The organism is Bradyrhizobium sp. ARR65 (genome assembly GCF_000472385.1).
Classification (GTDB): domain Bacteria; phylum Pseudomonadota; class Alphaproteobacteria; order Rhizobiales; family Xanthobacteraceae; genus Bradyrhizobium.
This window is the reverse complement of sequence record NZ_AWZU01000006.1, coordinates 82,171-99,030: the sequence shown is the minus strand read 5'-3', so window position 1 is coordinate 99,030 and position 16,860 is coordinate 82,171. Positions and strand designations below refer to the sequence as shown.

The window sequence follows — 16,860 nt, the reverse complement described above, 5'->3', positions numbered from 1 at the left end:
AGCCGCGTGTTCTTAAGCCCTCCGCAACGGGCTTTTGGCTTGCCTTTCAGCCTAACAGAATCGACGCCGCCAACACGCGGGTGTCTTGAAGATCGTCCGCACGCGCGCGGCGCTTTGCCGGCGTGCCTGTGGTTCATGTGGAAAGAACAAAGCTTTTGACCTCCTTTTCGGATTTCGGCCTCGCCGATCCCATCTCGCGTGCGCTCAAGGAAGAGAATTACGTCACGCCCACTCCCATCCAGGCTCAGACCATCCCGCTTGCGCTCGAAGGCCGCGACGTCATCGGTATCGCGCAAACCGGTACCGGCAAGACCGCGTCCTTCGCGCTTCCCATCCTGCATCGCATTCTCGCGCAGCGCAGTAAGCCGCAGCCGAAGAGCTGCCGCGCCCTGGTGCTGAGCCCGACCCGCGAACTGTCGGGCCAGATTCTCGACAGCTTCAACGCCTATGGCCGTCACATGCGACTGAGTTCGGCGCTCGCGATCGGCGGCGTGCCGATGGGCCGCCAGGTGCGCGCCCTGATGGGCGGCGTGGATATCCTGGTGGCGACGCCGGGCCGCCTGCTCGATCTCGTGCACGGCAATGCCTTGCGGCTGAACGGCGTCGAGTTTCTGGTCCTTGACGAAGCGGACCGCATGCTGGACATGGGCTTCATCAACGACATCAGGAAAATCGTCGCCAAGCTGCCGCAGCAGCGACAGACGCTGTTCTTCTCGGCGACGATGCCGAAGGCCATCGCCGAGCTTGCGGAGGCGATGCTGCGGGATCCAGCGCGTGTCGCGGTGACACCCGTCTCCTCGACGGCCGAGCGCATCAGCCAGCGTATCATCCAGGTCGACCATACGGCCAAGGGTGACATGCTCGCGCAGCTTCTGACCCAGGAACCGATCGATCGCGCGCTGGTTTTCACCCGAACCAAGCACGGCGCCGACAAGGTGGTGAAGAGCCTGGCCAAGTGCGGGATTGCCGCCCACGCGATCCATGGCAACAAGTCGCAGAATCATCGGGAACGCGTGCTTTCGGCGTTCCGTTCCGGCGAGGTCCGCACGCTGGTCGCCACCGATATCGCCGCCCGCGGCATCGACGTCGACGGCATCAGCCATGTCGTGAATTTCGACCTGCCCAACGTGCCGGAGACTTACGTGCATCGCATCGGCCGCACCGCCCGCGCGGGCCGCGAGGGTACGGCCATCTCTCTAGTCGCCGGCGGCGAGGAAATGGCCTATTTGCGCGACATCGAACGGTTGATCCGGATAGCGTTGCCGCGCGAGGACCGTCGCACGGCGGGCCAGCGCGATCCCGCCCCGTCAAGCCTGCAACATCGCGGAAGCCGTGCAGCCCCACACCCACATGGGACAAGAGCAAATGACGCTGCCCAACCCTCAAAAGGCCCTCGCCGCCGACGCCGTCGCGGTGGTAAGAGTGGCGCCCTGCAAATCAATCGCCAAGAACCGCATCATGCAGCGCAGCATGCACCGCACCGTGCGCAGCATGGCGGCAACACGGATGGGAATGCTATTGCCTTTTTGCATCGCGAAAGCCGTCCCCGCGACCAACGCAGCCGCGACCAGCGGACCCGTTAACCATCGATCGATCTGGAGCTAAGCATGGCCAAAGAAGAGTTGATCCAGTTCGAAGGACTGGTCACCGAAATCCTTCCGGATGCACGTTACCGCGTGCAGCTCGACACCGGGCACGAGATCGTTGCCTATACGGCAGGCAAGATGAAAAAGAATCGCATCAAGACGCTTGCGGGCGACCGCGTGACGGTCGAAATGTCGCCCTATGACCTGGAAAAGGGCCGGCTGATTTTCCGCCACAAGGACGAACGTCCGAGCGCGCCCGGTGGCGCGCCGAGGGGGGGCCCGCAGCGGGGTGGCCAGTTTCGTCGCCGATAAGCGTCGGAAATGCGTTCAGGATGGTCTTGAGCCGGCCGCACATGACAGGATGATGTCATGGTCGCGGAACGGCTGGCCCGTACATTAAAAATTCGTGCACGTCAGGATTGTTTTGACGCGCTGCTTCTCATAAGATGCAGTTATCGATTTTCGGCCGGACGACATTAGCTAATACCGGTACAGCCGGTTCAGACGCTGACGACCCTTCCAAAAATTCGATCTCACCAGCCCACCATAAGTGGGTTTCTGACTTTGTTACTCTGAGAAGGGACTACACCCCGTGAGCATGGGAACCGTGAAATGGTTTAACGCCACCAAAGGCTATGGCTTCATCCAACCGGATGACGGCGGCAAGGATGTGTTCGTGCACATCAGCGCCGTCGAGCGCGCCGGGCTCGGCACGCTGCGTGAAGGCCAGAAGATCTCCTACGAGATCGTGGCGGATCGCCGTTCGGGCAAGTCTTCGGCCGATAATCTCCGCGCCGCGAACTAATCGTCTTCGGAGGGGTTAAGCCCTTTCGAAGCATCCTATCGGATAGCTGCCCAGATTAACGAAAAGGGCCGCGTCCAAGCGCGGCCCTTTTCATGTTCTGAATGTTGTTTTGCACGCGCCCACAGGCGGCGCGGAGCTACTCCGAGGCATGGACAGCGCTCAATTGGCCTTGCCGGTCGTCGCCGACGCGCTGCTGCTGGCCTGGTTGGTCAATGAACTCGACTGCTGCAGCACCGAGCTGAAATACTTCTCGTCGTCGCCGAGCGTGGCCCGGCGCTGACAGATCGGCATGCAGCTATACGTCTGGCGTTCGACCCCGCGATAGACCGTGACCAACTGATCGCTCGGCCCCTCGACCTGGATCATCCGGTCGACCAGGATCTCGCCGTTGCGGTCCATGGCAATGAAATTCGTCGCGCCATAACCTTTGCCGGTCACCACGAGAATGCCGCCGTTCTGCAGCGTCACGTCGGCAATCAGCGGGTTTCCGACCACGATGGTCGCAACGCGCGAGGGCAGCTTGAGGAGCTTGGCCTGATCGACATTGACCGAGATGGTATCGGCGGGGGACTCGGCGAGCGCGGCGCCGGGCCGCAGCAGCAGACCGACGGCTATCGCCAGCAATGAGCGAGCAAGCGGGCGGGCAAGGTTACATAGCAACTCAGACGACATACTGTACCCCGGGACGTCGACGAGCCGGCGAAAGGCGATAAGGGAGCCGCGCCGGCGCCCGACAAGAGAAGTCTGCCAAGAATTGATGAACGAACGGCAAATCGCGCTTTAGCGCCGGAACGGGAAGGCGAGCTGCCCGACGATCTCGGCGGGCATATCGGCTTCGTCCTTGCCGTAGTTCTCGGGCAGCCGTCCCTCCGGCATGCGGAATGTGCCGAACAGAATGTCCCAGATCGGAAAGGTGCCCGCAAAGTTGGTGTCGCCGCCCTCTTCCAGCGGCGTGTGATGCCAGCGATGAAAGACCGGCGTCGCCAGCACATATTTGAGCGGCCCAAGGGTCCAGCTCAAATTCGCGTGCACGAAGGCCGAATGGAAGGTGGTGAACGGGCCGACCCAGAGCATGACGTTCGGCGAGATGCCGGCCATCAGCAAAATGACATCGACCGAGATGGTGCCGATCACGAGATTGACGGGATGAAAGCGCGCGGCCGAAATCCAATCAAGCTCTTCGGAGGAATGATGCACGGCGTGGTACTTCCAGAACTCGCCGCGATGAAACAGCCGATGCAGCCAATACAGCATGAAATCGGACGCCACCAGGAACAAAAGTCCCTGCACCCATAGCGGCAGATACGACAACGGCCCATGGCCGTTGTCGTAGAAGGCGATCAGCGCATCGGCATCGTGAATGTTGAAGACCACGGCGGCGCCGACCACGAGCAGGCCGATGCGCACCACGCGCGCAAACACCGGCACGAAGAACCAGTAGACGACGTCGGTGACGAGCTCGCGCCTTTGCCACCACGACTTGCCGGGATTGCAGGCCCAGTAATGGCTGAGCACCGTAAACACCAGTGCCAGGACGATCGTGATCGGCACCACCTTCTCAATGGTCTGGCCGAGCATCATCATCGCTTCCATGGTCGGGTTCGACATCGTCGCCTCGCAAAATGGGATGCTGCAGACGTACTCCCGCCGGGCTTAAGGAGGCGTGAAGTTGAGTCGCTCTTCTGGGCGAGACTCCGTTATGTGCGTGCCAATCGGCGGCTCGCGCGAAAATCGAATCAGAGTGAATCACTTAATGGGCCGTTTACTCTGGCAAAGAACAGCCAATTGGAAGCATGTTTACGCGATCGAATTAACTGCGCCGCAATTTGTCGGACCTTAGGGTGCGGCCCATGGTCACGGTGCTGAGAACGCCGGCGCGACCAGATCCACAGTTTCGATCAGCCACGTGTACATGGAGTTTAGACGAATGAAGAACCTGATTGCGCGCTTCGTGAAGGACGAGTCCGGCGCCACCGCGATCGAGTACGGCCTGATTGCCGCCGGCATCTCTCTCGCCATCATCGCCGTCGTCAACGGCATCGGCTCCAAGCTGAACGGCGCCTTCAGCTCGATCAACAACTCGCTGAAGTAAGCAATTCTCGCCGTCGAACAGCAGGGGCCCCGGCAATCGGGGCCCTTGTCTTTTTCGTGAGCGCCGGCGCGATCGATGTGCAAGCTGATGCCTGCGCCTATCAACCCACTCTCGCGCATTCCGGCGTCCGGCAGCCGCGGATTTGCGTTTGCCGATTGTTCATCTCTCTCCCCTAACCTTCGCCGGTCCAACCCATACGATGCCGTGTAGTGTGCCCCGATGATGCTTGACCTCGCACGGCTTTCCGCATTTCCCGCGCTGATGGCGTTCGCCGCGGCGAGCGACCTCTTCACCATGACGATCTCGAACCGGGTCTCGCTGGCGCTCGTCGCGTGCTTCTTGGTGCTCGCCCCGCTCACCGGCATGGGAATCAACGACATTCTGCTCCATTTCGGCGCCGGCGCGCTCGTGCTCGTCTTCGCGTTCGCCTGTTTTGCGCGCGGCTGGGTTGGCGGCGGCGATGCCAAGCTCGCTGCGGCGACAGCCCTGTGGTTCGGTTTCGCGCATCTGCTCAATTATCTGCTTTACGCGTCCGTGTTCGGCGGTGTCCTGACCATCGCGCTGCTGCAGCTTCGGCAATGGCCGCTGCCTTATCCGCTGACCACCCAGACCTGGCTCTTGAGGCTGCACGCCAAGGAAAGCGGCATTCCCTACGGCATCGCGCTCGCGATCGGAGCGCTCATGATCTACCCCGACACCGATTGGGTGAAGGCGATCGACCTCGCGCATATCGCATTGCGCTGACGCCTAGCCGGTAAACTCGGCGTTAAGGCGATTTAGATACGCCTCATTAACCATGCTTTGACGAATAGCTGGTCAACTCCCATCACGGCGACCGACGCGTCGCGGCGTTATGTGGAAAGTTGAGGCGTATGAATACCGCACGCATCGTAGTTCTGGCCATCGCCCTCGGCGCCGGCGGCGTTGCTGCTTATCTTGCGAGCGGATTCGACAACAAGCCGCCTCCCCCCGCGCCGGTGGCGCAACTCCCGACCGTCGACGTGCTGATCGCCAAATCGGACATCGGCCTTGGCCAGACCGTCAAGGCGGAAGACCTCCAGTGGCAGACCTGGCCGGCGGCATCCGCCAGCAACAGCTTTATCCGCCGCAATGAGCGGCCCGACGCCACCACCCAGCTCGCCGGCTCGATCGCGCGCGGTCCCTTCATCGCGGGCGAGCCGATCCGCGAGCAGAAGCTGGTGAAAAGCGACTCCGGTTTCATGGCGGCCATCCTGCCGACCGGCATGCGCGCGGTATCGACCGAAATCGCCCCGGAGACCGGGGCCGGCGGCTTCATCCTGCCCAATGATCGTGTCGACGTTCTCCTCACCAGGCATCTCAAGAATCCCGATGCCAAGGGCGACGAGCAGGACGTGGTGAAGTCCGAAGTCGTCCTGTCCAATGTCCGCGTGCTCGCGATCGACCAGGCGCCCAAGGAAAAGGACGGCCAGAATGCGGTGATCGGCAAGACCGTTACGCTGGAATTGAAGCCCGAGCAGACCGTCACGCTCGCCGCCGCGCGGCAAGCCGGCTCGCTGTCGCTCGCATTGCGCAGCATTGCCGATGCCAATGCCGTCGAGAACGTCATCAAGGAAGAGAAGGTCACCCAGAACATCAACGTTGTCCGCTTCGGTATCCCCAGCACGACGACGACAGCACCGACGCAGCAGTGACGATGAGGACGAACGAGATGCAATCCGGGGCGAGCTTCACGAAGATGCGGACCGCGATGGTCCGCGCCCTGTCGTTTTCGGCGGTCGCTGCGCTCGCGCTCAACCCAGTGCTGGCACCGGTTGTGGCGAGCGACTATCGGCTCCCGCCTCCCATTGCGGCCGACGGCCAGATGAATGCGCGCTTCCTCTCGCTCGGCGTCGGCAAATCGGTGGTGATCGACCTGCCGCGCGACATCAAGGACGTGCTGGTCGCCGATCCAAAGATCGCCAACGCCGTGATACGCTCCGCACAGCGTGCCTACATCATTGGTGCCGCGGTCGGTCAGACCAACATCGTTTTTTTCGATTCCGCGGGCCAGCAGATTGCCGCCTATGACATCGCGGTCAAGCGAGACCTCAACGGCGTGCGCGCTGCGCTCAAGCAGCTTCTGCCGAACGCCGATATCCAGATCGAGGGTGTCGGCGACGGCGTCATGCTGACCGGCACCGCCGCCACGCCGATCGAGGCGCAGCAGGCCGCCGATCTCGCGGGCCGCCTTGCGGGCGGCACCGACAAGGTCGTCAACTCGATCGTGGTGCGCGGCCGCGACCAGGTGATGCTCAAGGTCACGGTGGCCGAAGTCGCCCGCTCAGTAATCAAGCAGCTCGGCATCGACCTCAACGCCAGCCTCAACTACGGCACCGCGGTCGTGAATTTCTCCAATTCCAACCCGTTCACCGCCCGTGGCGGTCCGCTGGTCAGCGGCAACTCGGTGACGACCTCCTTCGGCGCCACGCCGTCGGTCACGGCGACGCTGCGGGCGATGGAGAGTGCCGGCGTGATCCGAACGCTGGCCGAACCGAACCTGACGGCGATCTCGGGCGAGTCTGCGACCTTCGTGGCCGGCGGTGAATTTCCGATTCCGGCCGGCTATTCCTGCGATCCCACCACTCATGTCTGCACCACGCAGATCTCCTATAAGAAATTCGGTGTCTCCCTGAACTTCACGCCGGTGGTGCTGACCGAGGGACGGATCAGCCTGCACGTGATGACGGAAGTGTCGGAGCTGTCCAATGAAAACTCTGTCACGCTGTCGCAGGCGGTGACGTCCTCGACGGTCAACTCGATCACCATTCCATCCATCAAGACGCGCCGCGCCGAAACCACGCTGGAAATTCCCTCCGGCGGCGCCATGGCCATGGCCGGCCTGATCCAGGACCAGACCAAGCAGGCCATCAACGGCATGCCCGGCCTGATGCAGCTCCCGGTTCTCGGCTCGCTGTTCCGCAGCCGCGACTACGTCAACAATCAGACCGAACTCATGGTGCTGGTCACGCCCTATGTGGTCCGCGCGGTGGCGCAGAAGGACCTGTCGCGTCCTGACGACGGATTTGCGGTGGTCTCGGACCCGCAGGCCGACCTGTTGGGCTCGATCAATCGCATCTATGGCGTGCCCGGTCGCATCGAGCCGACGCGGAATTATCGCGGCCAATACGGCTTCATCACCGATTGAGGCGAACGAGGATCAAAACGATGACAAGGCAAACATTCCTCGGTCGCACCCGCATCCTGCGAGTAGTCGGCGCGCTGGCCGGCCTGACCGTCGCGCTCGGTGCCTGCACCCATGCCGACGACGCCGCGGTCACTGCCAGCATTCCGGACGATTATCGCGCTCGCCATCCGATCGCGATCGAGGAAGGCAGCCAATCGATGGTCGTCCTGGTCGGCCGCGGCCGCGGCGGGCTTTCAGCCGAGCAGCGCGCCGATGTGACGGGACTGGCGCAAAGCTGGCTGCACGAGGGCACCGGCGCAATCACCGCCGACGTCCCGGTCGACACGCCGAACGCGCGCGCCGCCGCGGATTCGCTTCACGAAATTCAATCGCTGCTCGCTGCGGCCGGCGTACCGCCACAGGGGCTGACGGTGCACCACTATCGCCCCGACGATCCCAAATTCATGCCCCCGATCCGTCTGACCTATCCGAAGCTAAAGGCGGTGGCCGGGCCTTGCGGCCTTTGGCCCGAGGATCTCGGCCCGTCGATCAAGAACAAGAGCTATTACGAGAACAGGTCCTACTACAATTTCGGCTGCGCCTATCAGCGCAACATGGCGGCCATGGTCGCGAACCCCGCCGATCTCGAACAGCCACGATCCGAGACGCCGCCCTACACCACTCGCCGGAGCGAAGGCTTCGAGAAATACCGCAAGGGTACGACCACGGCGACCACCTATCCTGAGGCCGATAGGGCCAAACTCAGCGACACCGGCAAATGATCAGTTACGCCCGCCAGACTTCCGAGCAACAGCCTCAAGCCGCCGCGCCGCCTGTGGAAGAGCATATCGCACCCGCGCCGCGGGTGTCGGTGCAGGCGTTTTGCGAGACGGTGGAAACTGCTGCTGCCGTGCAGGCCGCCGGCGAAGACCGCCGGCTCGGCAAGGCGCACCTGAAGATTCAGATGGGCGGCATGGCCGCGGCCATCGAAGCCTATCGCTCGGCGCCGACGCCCAACGTGATCGTGCTGGAGACCGACGCGCGCTCCGACATTCTCGCCGGCCTCGACCAGCTCGCGACGGTCTGCGACGCCGGCACGAGGGTGATCGTGATCGGACGCATCAACGACGTCGCCCTGTACCGCGAACTGGTCCGCCGCGGCGTCAGCGACTATCTGATCGCGCCGGTGACCGCGATCGACGTGGTCCGCTCGATCTGCAATCTGTTCTCGGCGCCAGAAGCGAAGGCGGTCGGCCGCATCATTGCTGTGGTAGGAGCGAAGGGCGGCGTCGGTGCGTCCACCATTGCTCACAATGTGGCCTGGGCCATTGCCCGCGACCTCGCGATGGATTCGGTCATCGCCGACCTCGACCTTGCCTTCGGCACCGCCGGGCTCGACTATAACCAGGACCCGCCGCAAGGCATCGCCGATGCGGTGTTCTCGCCGGACCGCGTCGATACCGCCTTCATCGACCGCCTGCTGTCGAAATGCACCGACCACCTCAGCCTGCTCGCGGCGCCCGCGACGCTGGACCGCGTCTACGACTTCGGCACCGAAGCGTTCGATGCCATATTCGACACGCTGCGCACCACCATGCCATGCATCGTGCTGGACGTTCCGCATCAATGGTCGGGATGGAGCAAACGGGCGCTGGTCGGCGCCGACGACATCCTGATCGTCGCGGCACCCGACCTTGCCAATTTGCGCAACAGCAAGAACATCTTCGACTTGTTGAAGGCCGCCCGCCCGAACGACCGGCCCCCGCTTTACTGCCTGAACCAAGTCGGCGTGCCCAAGCGCCCCGAGATCAACGCAGCCGAATTCGCCAAGGCGATCGAGAGCGAGCCGATTGCCTCCATTCCGTTCGATCCGCAGATGTTCGGCGCGGCTGCCAATAACGGCCAGATGATCGCGGAGATTTCGGCAAATCATCGTGCCACCGAGATGTTCCTGCAGATCGCGCAGCGGCTCACCGGCCGCAGCGAGAGTAAGAAGCCGAAGAGTTCTTTCCTGTCGCCCCTGATCGACAAGCTCCTGAAGAAGTAGTCAAGCGCGTGGAGTCGTATCGTGTTTGGTAAGCGTAGCGGAACAGACACCGAGAGCCGGAGCCTGCGGCCGGCGGTGAGCGCGCCGGAGCCTGCGGCCGCGCCGGTCGCGCCGCGCCCCTCCGCTCCCCCTGCCGTGGCGTCGCCGCCGCTCGCGCCGACCAAACCGCCGGCTCCTCCGCCCGTGGTCGAGACCCGACGCTCCGACAATTACTACCAGGTCAAGGCGACGATCTTCGGCGCGCTGATCGAGGCGATCGATCTCGCCCAGCTCGCCAAGCTCGACGGCGAATCCGCGCGCGAGGAAATCCGCGACATCGTCAACGAGATCATCGCGATCAAGAACATCGTGATGTCGATCGCCGAGCAGGAGGAACTGCTCGACGATATCTGCAACGACGTGCTCGGCTACGGCCCGCTCGAGCCGCTGCTGTCGCGCGACGACATCGCCGACATCATGGTCAACGGCGCCAATACGGTCTACATCGAGGTCGGTGGCAAGATTCAGCGCACCGGCATCCGCTTCCGCGACAACCAGCAACTCCTCAACATCTGCCAGCGCATCGTGAGCCAGGTCGGCCGGCGCGTCGACGAAGCCTCGCCGATCTGCGACGCACGCCTCGCCGACGGCTCGCGCGTCAACGCCATCGTTCCGCCGCTGGCGATCGACGGCCCGGCGCTCACCATCCGCAAATTCAAGAAGGACAAGCTGACGCTCGACCAGCTCGTCAAGTTCGGCGCGATCACGCCCGAGGGCGCGGAGATCCTGCAGATCATCGGCCGCTCCCGCTGCAACGTGCTGATCTCCGGCGGCACGGGCTCCGGCAAGACCACGCTGCTCAACTGCCTCACCAACTATATCGAACACGACGAACGCATCATCACCTGCGAGGACGCCGCCGAGCTCCAGCTCCAACAGCCGCATGTGGTGCGCCTGGAAACCCGTCCGCCCAACATCGAGGGCGAGGGCCAGGTCACGATGCGCGAGTTGGTGCGAAACTGCCTGCGCATGCGGCCCGAGCGCATCATCGTCGGCGAGGTCCGCGGACCGGAGGCCTTCGACCTGTTGCAGGCCATGAACACCGGCCACGACGGATCGATGGGCACGCTGCACGCCAACAATCCGCGCGAGGCGCTGTCGCGCTGCGAATCGATGATCACGATGGGCGGCTTCTCGCTGCCATCACGCACCATTCGCGAAATGATCTGCGCCTCGATCGACGTCATCATCCAGGCCGCCCGCCTGCGCGACGGCTCGCGCCGGATCACTCACGTCACGGAGGTGATGGGGATGGAGGGCGACACCATTATCACCCAGGACATCTTCGTCTTCGACCTGATCGGCGAGGACGCCAACGGCAAGATCATCGGTCGGCATCGCTCGACCGGCATCGGCCGGCCGCGCTTTTGGGAACGTGCGCGCTATTACGGCGAGGAGAAGCGGCTGGCCGCGGCCCTCGACGCCGCGGAAGACCGCAGCCGGAGCACGCCATGAACACGCAAACTCTAGCCCTCGGCTTTCTCGCGGCGACCGCGATCGGCGGCATCGCCTGGGTCTTCGTCTATCCGGTGCTGTCGGGCGAGAAGCAGGCGGAAAACCGCCGCGCCTCGATTGCCAAGCCCGAGCCGGCCGCCAAGCGCCAGGCCGACAAAACCCAGCGCTCGCGTCGCGAACAGGTCGAGAGCACATTAAAGGATCTCGAGGCGCGCCATCAGAAGGAAAGCAAGGTCTCGCTCAGCGTTCGCCTCCAGCAGGCGGGGCTCGAGGATTGGTCGACCCAGAAGTTCATGGTGGTGTCGGCGGCTTTGGCCGCTGTGGCTTTCCTGGCGACCTTGGTCGGCGGCGGCGGCCTGCTCGGGGCTTGCGGACTGGCATTCGCGGCCGGTTTCGGCCTGCCGCGTTGGGGCTTGAGCTTCCTTAAGAAGCGTCGCCTGAAGAAGTTCCTGGCGGCGCTGCCCGATGCGGTCGACGTTATCGTGCGCGGCATCAAGGCCGGCCTGCCCCTGTTCGAATCGATCAAGGTCGTTGCCGCCGACGCGCCGGAGCCGCTGAGGAGCGAGTTCAGGGCAATCATCGAAACCCAGACCATCGGCATGCCGCTGGGAGAGGCTTGCGCGCGGCTCTATGACCGTATGCCGGTCCCGGAGGCGAACTTCTTCGGCATCGTGGTCTCGATCCAGCAGAAGTCTGGCGGCAATTTGTCGGAGGCGCTCGGCAACCTTTCCAAGGTGCTGCGCGACCGCAAGAAGATGGCCGAGAAGATTCAGGCGATGTCGATGGAAGCCAAGGCGTCCGCGTCGATCATCGGCTCGCTGCCGCCGATCGAAATGGTGCTCGTCTACCTGACGACCCCCGACTACATCTCGCTGCTGTGGACCACGCCGACCGGCCAGGTGATGCTGGTCGGGTGCCTGCTCTGGATGTCCATCGGCGTCTTTGTGATGAAGAAGATGATCAATTTCGACTTCTAGAGCGCGATGAGATCAGATCGCACTCTAGATTTTGTTTAAGCATGATCCTTTCGGAAGACTGCTGCACACTTTTCCGGATCATGCTCCAGAGGATACCGCATGTTCCAGTTACTGGCCGAAAAACTCCACGACGTCCGCTTCATGACCATGCTGCTCGCCGCGATCGCGGCGAGCTTGACCGCCTATACGCTGATCATGCCGCTGTTTGCGGGCGAAGGCCTGGCCAAGCGCATGAAGGCGGTGGCCAACGAGCGCGAACGCATCCGCCAGCGCGAGCGCGAGCGGCTCAACAAGGGCGAGAAGGTCACGCTGCGACAGACACCGCGGCAGCTCGTGTCGAAGGTGGTCGACGATTTCAACCTCACCAAATGGCTGGCGCAGGAGTCCGCGCGCGAAAAGCTGATTCAGGCCGGCTATCGCGGCCAGGCGCCTTATGTCACCTTCCTGTTCGCGCGCATGGTGGCGCCCATCGTGTTGCTGGTGCTGTCTATCATCTACGTGTTCCTGCTCGCGCATCTTGAGAAGCCGTTGCCGATCAAGATCGGCATCTGCGTCGGCGCGGCCTATCTCGGCCTGCAGGCGCCGATGCTGTTCCTGAAGAACGCGATCAGCAAGCGTCAGCTCCAGATCAAGCGCGCCTTTCCCGACGCGCTCGACCTGCTCTTGATCTGCATCGAGTCCGGCATGTCGATCGAGGCCGCCTTTCGCAAGGTCGCCAGCGAGATCGTCACCCAGTCGATCGCGCTGTCGGAAGAATTCACCCTTACCACGGCCGAGCTGTCCTATCTGCAGGACCGCAAGGTCGCCTATGAAAACCTCGCCAGGCGCACGGGGCTCGAGGGCGTCAAATCAGTCTGCTTGGCACTGCAGCAGGCGGAGCGCTACGGTACGCCGCTCGGCCAATCCCTGCGCGTGATGGCGCAAGAGAACCGCGATATGCGCATGAACGAAGCGGAGAAGAAGGCCGCGTCACTGCCGCCCAAGCTGACCGTGCCGATGATCCTGTTCTTCCTGCCGGTGCTGTTCATCGTCATTCTGGGGCCGACCTACATCAAGGTCGTCGCCATGAATCTGCAGTGACGCCCCGCAAGGCTTCGCCGTGATCGCGCGCGGCGATGGCGGCCTTCTCGACATCGTAGTCATACAGCCATTTGCGAAATTCGGCGGCGTTGGCTATCTCGCGATCGCGCTGCTCGAGGCTCGCATATTTCGAATCGTAGCGCAGGCCGTTCTGCCGTGCTTCGGCCTGGACTACGTCGGTGCGCGCCCGGCGCAGCCGCTCGTAGCGCGTCAGGATGGCGGGGACATCGGCGGCCTCGCGTCCTTCGAGCAGCACCGCCAGCGCGACTGCGTCCTCGATCGCCTGATTGGCGCCTTGACCGAGATGCGGGAGCATCGCGTGCGCCGCATCTCCCAATAGCGCGAGGCGGCCGTTGGTCCAGGACGCCAGCGGCCGGCGATCGTAGAGGCCCCACCAGAAGCAAGTTTCGACTTTCTGAAGCAGGTCGGTGACGCAGGGGTCCCAGCCCTGGAACGAAGCCGCCAGTTCGTCGCGATCGCCCGCTGCGGACCAGGACTCGATCGTCTCGGTCGAGGTCGGGACGAAGCCGACATAATTGAGCAAGGCGCCGCTGCGCACCGGAAACACCATGAAGTGCTTGCCATCACCCATCCACACCTGGTGCGCCTCCTTGCGCCAGCCCGGCAGTTTCTCGCGTGCGATCAGGCCGCGATAGGCGCGCACCCCTGAATATTCTGGCGGCTGGGGCGCGACGACATAACGTTGCAGCACCGAGTGGATGCCGTCGGCCGCGATGACCACGTCGGCCTCCGCGCGCTCGCCATTGGCGAAGCTGAGCCGCGCGACCGCGCCGTCCTGCGCAAAGCCGGTACAGCGATGATCCGCACGCACCACGCCTGCCGGCAGCCCGCGGGCGAGCACGTCGAGCAGATCGGCGCGATGCATGCCGTAGAGGCCGTTCCAGCCGGTTGAATCCGTGGTCAGGATCGGCCCGACCACCGTGCCGTCCATCCGGCAATATTCCGACCCCGAGCCGACCTTGGCGCCGACTGCGGCGAGCGCGTCGGCAAATCCCATCCGCTCGAGCTGGCGCAGGCTGTTGGGATAGATGAAGACGCCGGCGCCGACCTCACCGAGCGCCTTCGCCTGCTCGTAGACCGTGACCTCGATGCCGCGCCGGTGCAGGGCATTGGCCGCGGAGAGGCCGCCGATGCCACCGCCGACAACCGCGGCGCGAAGGCGTCTGGTCGATGTCATCATGGTCATGTGTTCCGATCTCTTGCAGGCTGTTGATGGCTAGTGCTACCGCGCGGATCAGCGCGATCGCTCTCGTGGCGGATAACGATAGGCACCAAGCGAGATGACCAGCATCACGGCCGCGAGCAGTGTGAGACCGAGGCCGATCAGCCCTGTCGCATAGCTGCGATTGGCATCGAAGGCATGCGCCATGATCCATGGACCGAGGCCGGACCCGAGCGTGAAAAAGGCCAGGATGCAGCCATAGACGACGCCATAATGGGCCATGCCGAAATAACGGCTGGTGAGATAGGCCATGATGTCGCCCTCGGCGCCGATGCCCAGCCCGAGCAACACGGCCGCGACGACTGCGACCGGTCCGGTAGCCCCGATGCCGAGCATCATCATGCCGACGAGGGGGACAAGAAAGAAGAACGCAGCGACATAGGGACCGTAGAAGCGATCGAGCGCGAGCCCGGACAGGATGCGCCCGACGATCAAGGACAGCCCGGCGGCCGCCACCGCCGTGGTGGCGGTGCCCGCGGCGATGCCGCGGTCGACGAGGATCGGCACGATGTGGGCGATGGTGCCGTTGATCGCCGCGGCGGCGAACATCATCGCCGCGGCCGCGAACCAGAAACGATAACCGCGCAGCGCCTGCCCAAGCGTCAGCCCCTCGGCGATCACTATTTCCAAACGGTCCTGTTGCGGCCGCTCGCGGACGAACAGCGCGACGGAAGGAAAGGCGACCAGAAGCAGAAGCGCGCCCAGCGCGAAATAGGCGTGGCGCCAATCATATGCGGCGACGAAATAGTGCGTGTATTTCGGCATCAGGGCGGCCCCGATGCCGATGCCCGCAAGCGTGACGCCGAGCGCGATCCCGCGCCGCCCGTCGAACCAGGTCGAGACCACGCGTCCGTAAGTCAGCGTGGAATGGCCGGCGCCGACGATGCCGAGAAAGCCGTAGAGCAGGATGAACGCGATCGGGCTTGCGCCGAGCAAGCCGCCCGAGGCGGTGGCGAGCGCGAAGATCACGATCGCGGGCAGCGCGATGCCGCGGACGCCGACGCGATCCACGACGGTGCCGACGAACGGCATCGCCAGCGCGCCGGTGACGTGGGCGGTCACGACAGCAGAGGCAAGCACGCTGCGCTGCCAGCCGAACTCGGCGCTGATCGGCTGCAGCAGCACGCCGAAGGTGAAGAGGATGATGGGACCATTGCCGACGATCAGCGCCAGCGTCGAGCCGAACACCACAAGCCAGCCGGTGGAGATCCTCTCGCCGCCGAGCGGCACTGCGAGTTCTCCTGGAAACGCGGGCTCTCCCATTCATCCTCCCCGGGTCTGCTGCCATTTCGCGGCTGTTTCGGCGTGCAGCGCTTAGCCGGACCGTAGGGAGATAGGAATTATTTTACAACACGCTGTTCAATTATAGAGTAATACGAAATCCATATAAATGAGGAGGCTTCGCAGCCAAGCAATGGCCGTTACCTTTCGCCAGCTCGAGGCGTTCATCGCGGTTGCCGAGACCCACAATTTCACCCGCGCCGCGGAGCGGTTGCGTATGGCGCAGCCGATGGTATCTAGCCTCATCCGGGAACTTGAAGCCGAGCTTGGCTTTCGCCTGTTTGACCGCACCACAAGGAGGGTGCAGCTCACCGCCGCCGCGGTTGAATTCTTGAACGACGCGCGGCGCCTCACGAGCGACATGGACGGCGCGCTGCGCCGCGCCCGCGACGTCGGCGCGCGCCGGCGCGGCCACATCAAGGTCGGCGCGCCGCCGCTGCTCGCCGCGGCACTGCTGCCGAAGGCGATCCGAGAGTTTGCGCAATCATCGCCCGGCGTGGCGGTCAGCGTTGTGGACCGCTCGCTGGCGGCAGTCCACGAGCTTCTGACGTCCGGCGATATCGATCTTGCGGTCGGGACTTTCCGCCGCAACGAGGACGGCATCGCGCGCATCCCGCTGGTGCCGTACCTGATCGCGCTGCTCTGCCGTGCCGACCATCGGCTCGCGGCCATCGCGCGCCCGCGCTGGCGTGATCTTGCCGGCGTGCCGCTGATTGCGCTTCGTCGCGGCAACGGCATCCGTGAACAGATCGAGCAGGGCTACGCCGCGGCCGGTCTGAACGCGGAGCCGGCCTTCGAGCTCGATCAACTCACCACGATCCTCGCGATGGTCGAGGCCGGCTTCGGCATCACGGTGTTGCCGCTCTATGCCCTCTCGGCTCTACCGACAAAATCCCTCGTCGCGCGCGAACTGATCGACCCCATGGTCACGCGCGAGATCGACGTCGCCCATCGCGAAGACCGCTCGCTATCGCCCGCCGCCCTCGATTTCGTGCGGCTGTTACGGCTCAACGCGACCGAGCTGCAATCGCCGAGATGATGATCGGCGGCGCGCGAGCCGCGCAGGAATCGAAGCTGGAGCCAGCGCATCCGCCGAACGAGCGCCTTCAA

At 63.8% G+C, this 16,860-nt stretch carries 17 protein-coding genes; 13 read left to right on the top strand and 4 right to left on the bottom strand.

Translation table 11 applies throughout. The features are described from left to right. Positions 1-155: 155 nt before the first annotated feature. The 3 genes from F758_RS0109570 (at position 156) to F758_RS0109560 (ending at position 2,391) form a co-directional block, all read left to right on the top strand. Positions 156-1,583 carry a DEAD/DEAH box helicase gene (locus F758_RS0109570; RefSeq protein WP_035721538.1) on the top strand — a complete coding sequence of 476 codons (1,428 nt, stop codon included), beginning with the start codon at positions 156-158 and terminating at the stop codon, positions 1,581-1,583. A gap of 24 nt (positions 1,584-1,607) precedes the next feature. After that, positions 1,608-1,898, top strand: a complete 291-nt coding sequence (gene infA / locus F758_RS0109565) for a translation initiation factor IF-1 (protein WP_024507661.1) — start codon at positions 1,608-1,610, stop codon at positions 1,896-1,898. Between the two features lie 280 nt (positions 1,899-2,178). Further along, entirely contained in the window at positions 2,179-2,391 is a 213-nt protein-coding gene (locus tag F758_RS0109560) for a cold-shock protein (protein ID WP_024507660.1), read from the top strand. Between the two features lie 159 nt (positions 2,392-2,550). Here F758_RS0109560 and F758_RS0109555 read toward each other — a convergent pair whose 3' ends face one another. Beyond that, positions 2,551-3,063: a pilus assembly protein N-terminal domain-containing protein gene (locus F758_RS0109555; RefSeq protein ID WP_024507659.1), complete on the bottom strand. Its 513-nt coding sequence runs from the start codon at positions 3,061-3,063 to the stop codon at positions 2,551-2,553. Between the two features lie 108 nt (positions 3,064-3,171). Further along, on the bottom strand, positions 3,172-3,999 hold the full coding sequence (locus F758_RS0109550; protein WP_024507658.1) for a sterol desaturase family protein: 828 nt from the start codon (positions 3,997-3,999) through the stop codon (positions 3,172-3,174). Between the two features lie 319 nt (positions 4,000-4,318). Here F758_RS0109550 and F758_RS47075 point away from each other — a divergent pair, with 319 nt between their 5' ends. The 9 genes from F758_RS47075 to F758_RS0109505 all read left to right on the top strand — a co-directional run bounded on the left by F758_RS47075 (position 4,319) and on the right by F758_RS0109505 (position 13,226). Further along, entirely contained in the window at positions 4,319-4,483 is a 165-nt protein-coding gene (locus F758_RS47075) for a Flp family type IVb pilin (protein ID WP_063614891.1), read from the top strand. A 219-nt stretch (positions 4,484-4,702) separates the two neighbouring features. Further along, positions 4,703-5,227, top strand: a complete 525-nt coding sequence (locus F758_RS0109540; protein WP_024507657.1) for an A24 family peptidase — start codon at positions 4,703-4,705, stop codon at positions 5,225-5,227. 128 nt (positions 5,228-5,355) lie between these two features. Beyond that, positions 5,356-6,156 carry a Flp pilus assembly protein CpaB gene (cpaB, locus tag F758_RS0109535; protein ID WP_024507656.1) on the top strand — a complete coding sequence of 267 codons (801 nt, stop codon included), beginning with the start codon at positions 5,356-5,358 and terminating at the stop codon, positions 6,154-6,156. Between the two features lie 17 nt (positions 6,157-6,173). Then, on the top strand, positions 6,174-7,649 hold the full coding sequence (locus tag F758_RS0109530) for a type II and III secretion system protein family protein (protein WP_035721535.1): 1,476 nt from the start codon (positions 6,174-6,176) through the stop codon (positions 7,647-7,649). Between the two features lie 20 nt (positions 7,650-7,669). Next, positions 7,670-8,410: a CpaD family pilus assembly protein gene (locus F758_RS0109525; RefSeq protein ID WP_024507654.1), complete on the top strand. Its 741-nt coding sequence runs from the start codon at positions 7,670-7,672 to the stop codon at positions 8,408-8,410. Beyond that, positions 8,407-9,675, top strand: a complete 1,269-nt coding sequence (locus F758_RS0109520; protein WP_024507653.1) for an AAA family ATPase — start codon at positions 8,407-8,409, stop codon at positions 9,673-9,675. The genes F758_RS0109525 and F758_RS0109520 overlap by 4 nt, the downstream gene beginning before the upstream one ends. 21 nt (positions 9,676-9,696) lie before the next feature. Continuing rightward, complete coding sequence (locus F758_RS0109515; protein WP_024507652.1) at positions 9,697-11,169, top strand: TadA family conjugal transfer-associated ATPase; 1,473 nt, start codon at positions 9,697-9,699, stop codon at positions 11,167-11,169. After that, positions 11,166-12,146, top strand: coding sequence for a type II secretion system F family protein (locus F758_RS0109510; RefSeq protein ID WP_024507651.1), 981 nt, complete (start codon positions 11,166-11,168; stop codon positions 12,144-12,146). The genes F758_RS0109515 and F758_RS0109510 overlap by 4 nt, the downstream gene beginning before the upstream one ends. A 99-nt stretch (positions 12,147-12,245) precedes the next feature. After that, on the top strand, positions 12,246-13,226 hold the full coding sequence (locus F758_RS0109505; protein ID WP_024507650.1) for a type II secretion system F family protein: 981 nt from the start codon (positions 12,246-12,248) through the stop codon (positions 13,224-13,226). On the opposite strand, the gene F758_RS0109500 is transcribed toward F758_RS0109505, so the two are convergent. Both F758_RS0109500 and F758_RS0109495 read right to left on the bottom strand, forming a co-directional pair. Further along, positions 13,198-14,433, bottom strand: a complete 1,236-nt coding sequence (locus F758_RS0109500; RefSeq protein ID WP_245286446.1) for an FAD-dependent monooxygenase — start codon at positions 14,431-14,433, stop codon at positions 13,198-13,200. The two genes, F758_RS0109505 and F758_RS0109500, sit on opposite strands and share 29 nt — an antisense overlap. A gap of 48 nt (positions 14,434-14,481) precedes the next feature. After that, positions 14,482-15,732: an MFS transporter gene (locus F758_RS0109495; protein ID WP_063614889.1), complete on the bottom strand. Its 1,251-nt coding sequence runs from the start codon at positions 15,730-15,732 to the stop codon at positions 14,482-14,484. Between the two features lie 151 nt (positions 15,733-15,883). On the opposite strand from F758_RS0109495, the gene F758_RS0109490 reads away from it, so the two are divergent. Continuing rightward, complete coding sequence (locus F758_RS0109490; protein WP_024507647.1) at positions 15,884-16,789, top strand: LysR family transcriptional regulator; 906 nt, start codon at positions 15,884-15,886, stop codon at positions 16,787-16,789. The last annotated feature ends 71 nt before the right edge of the window (positions 16,790-16,860 follow it).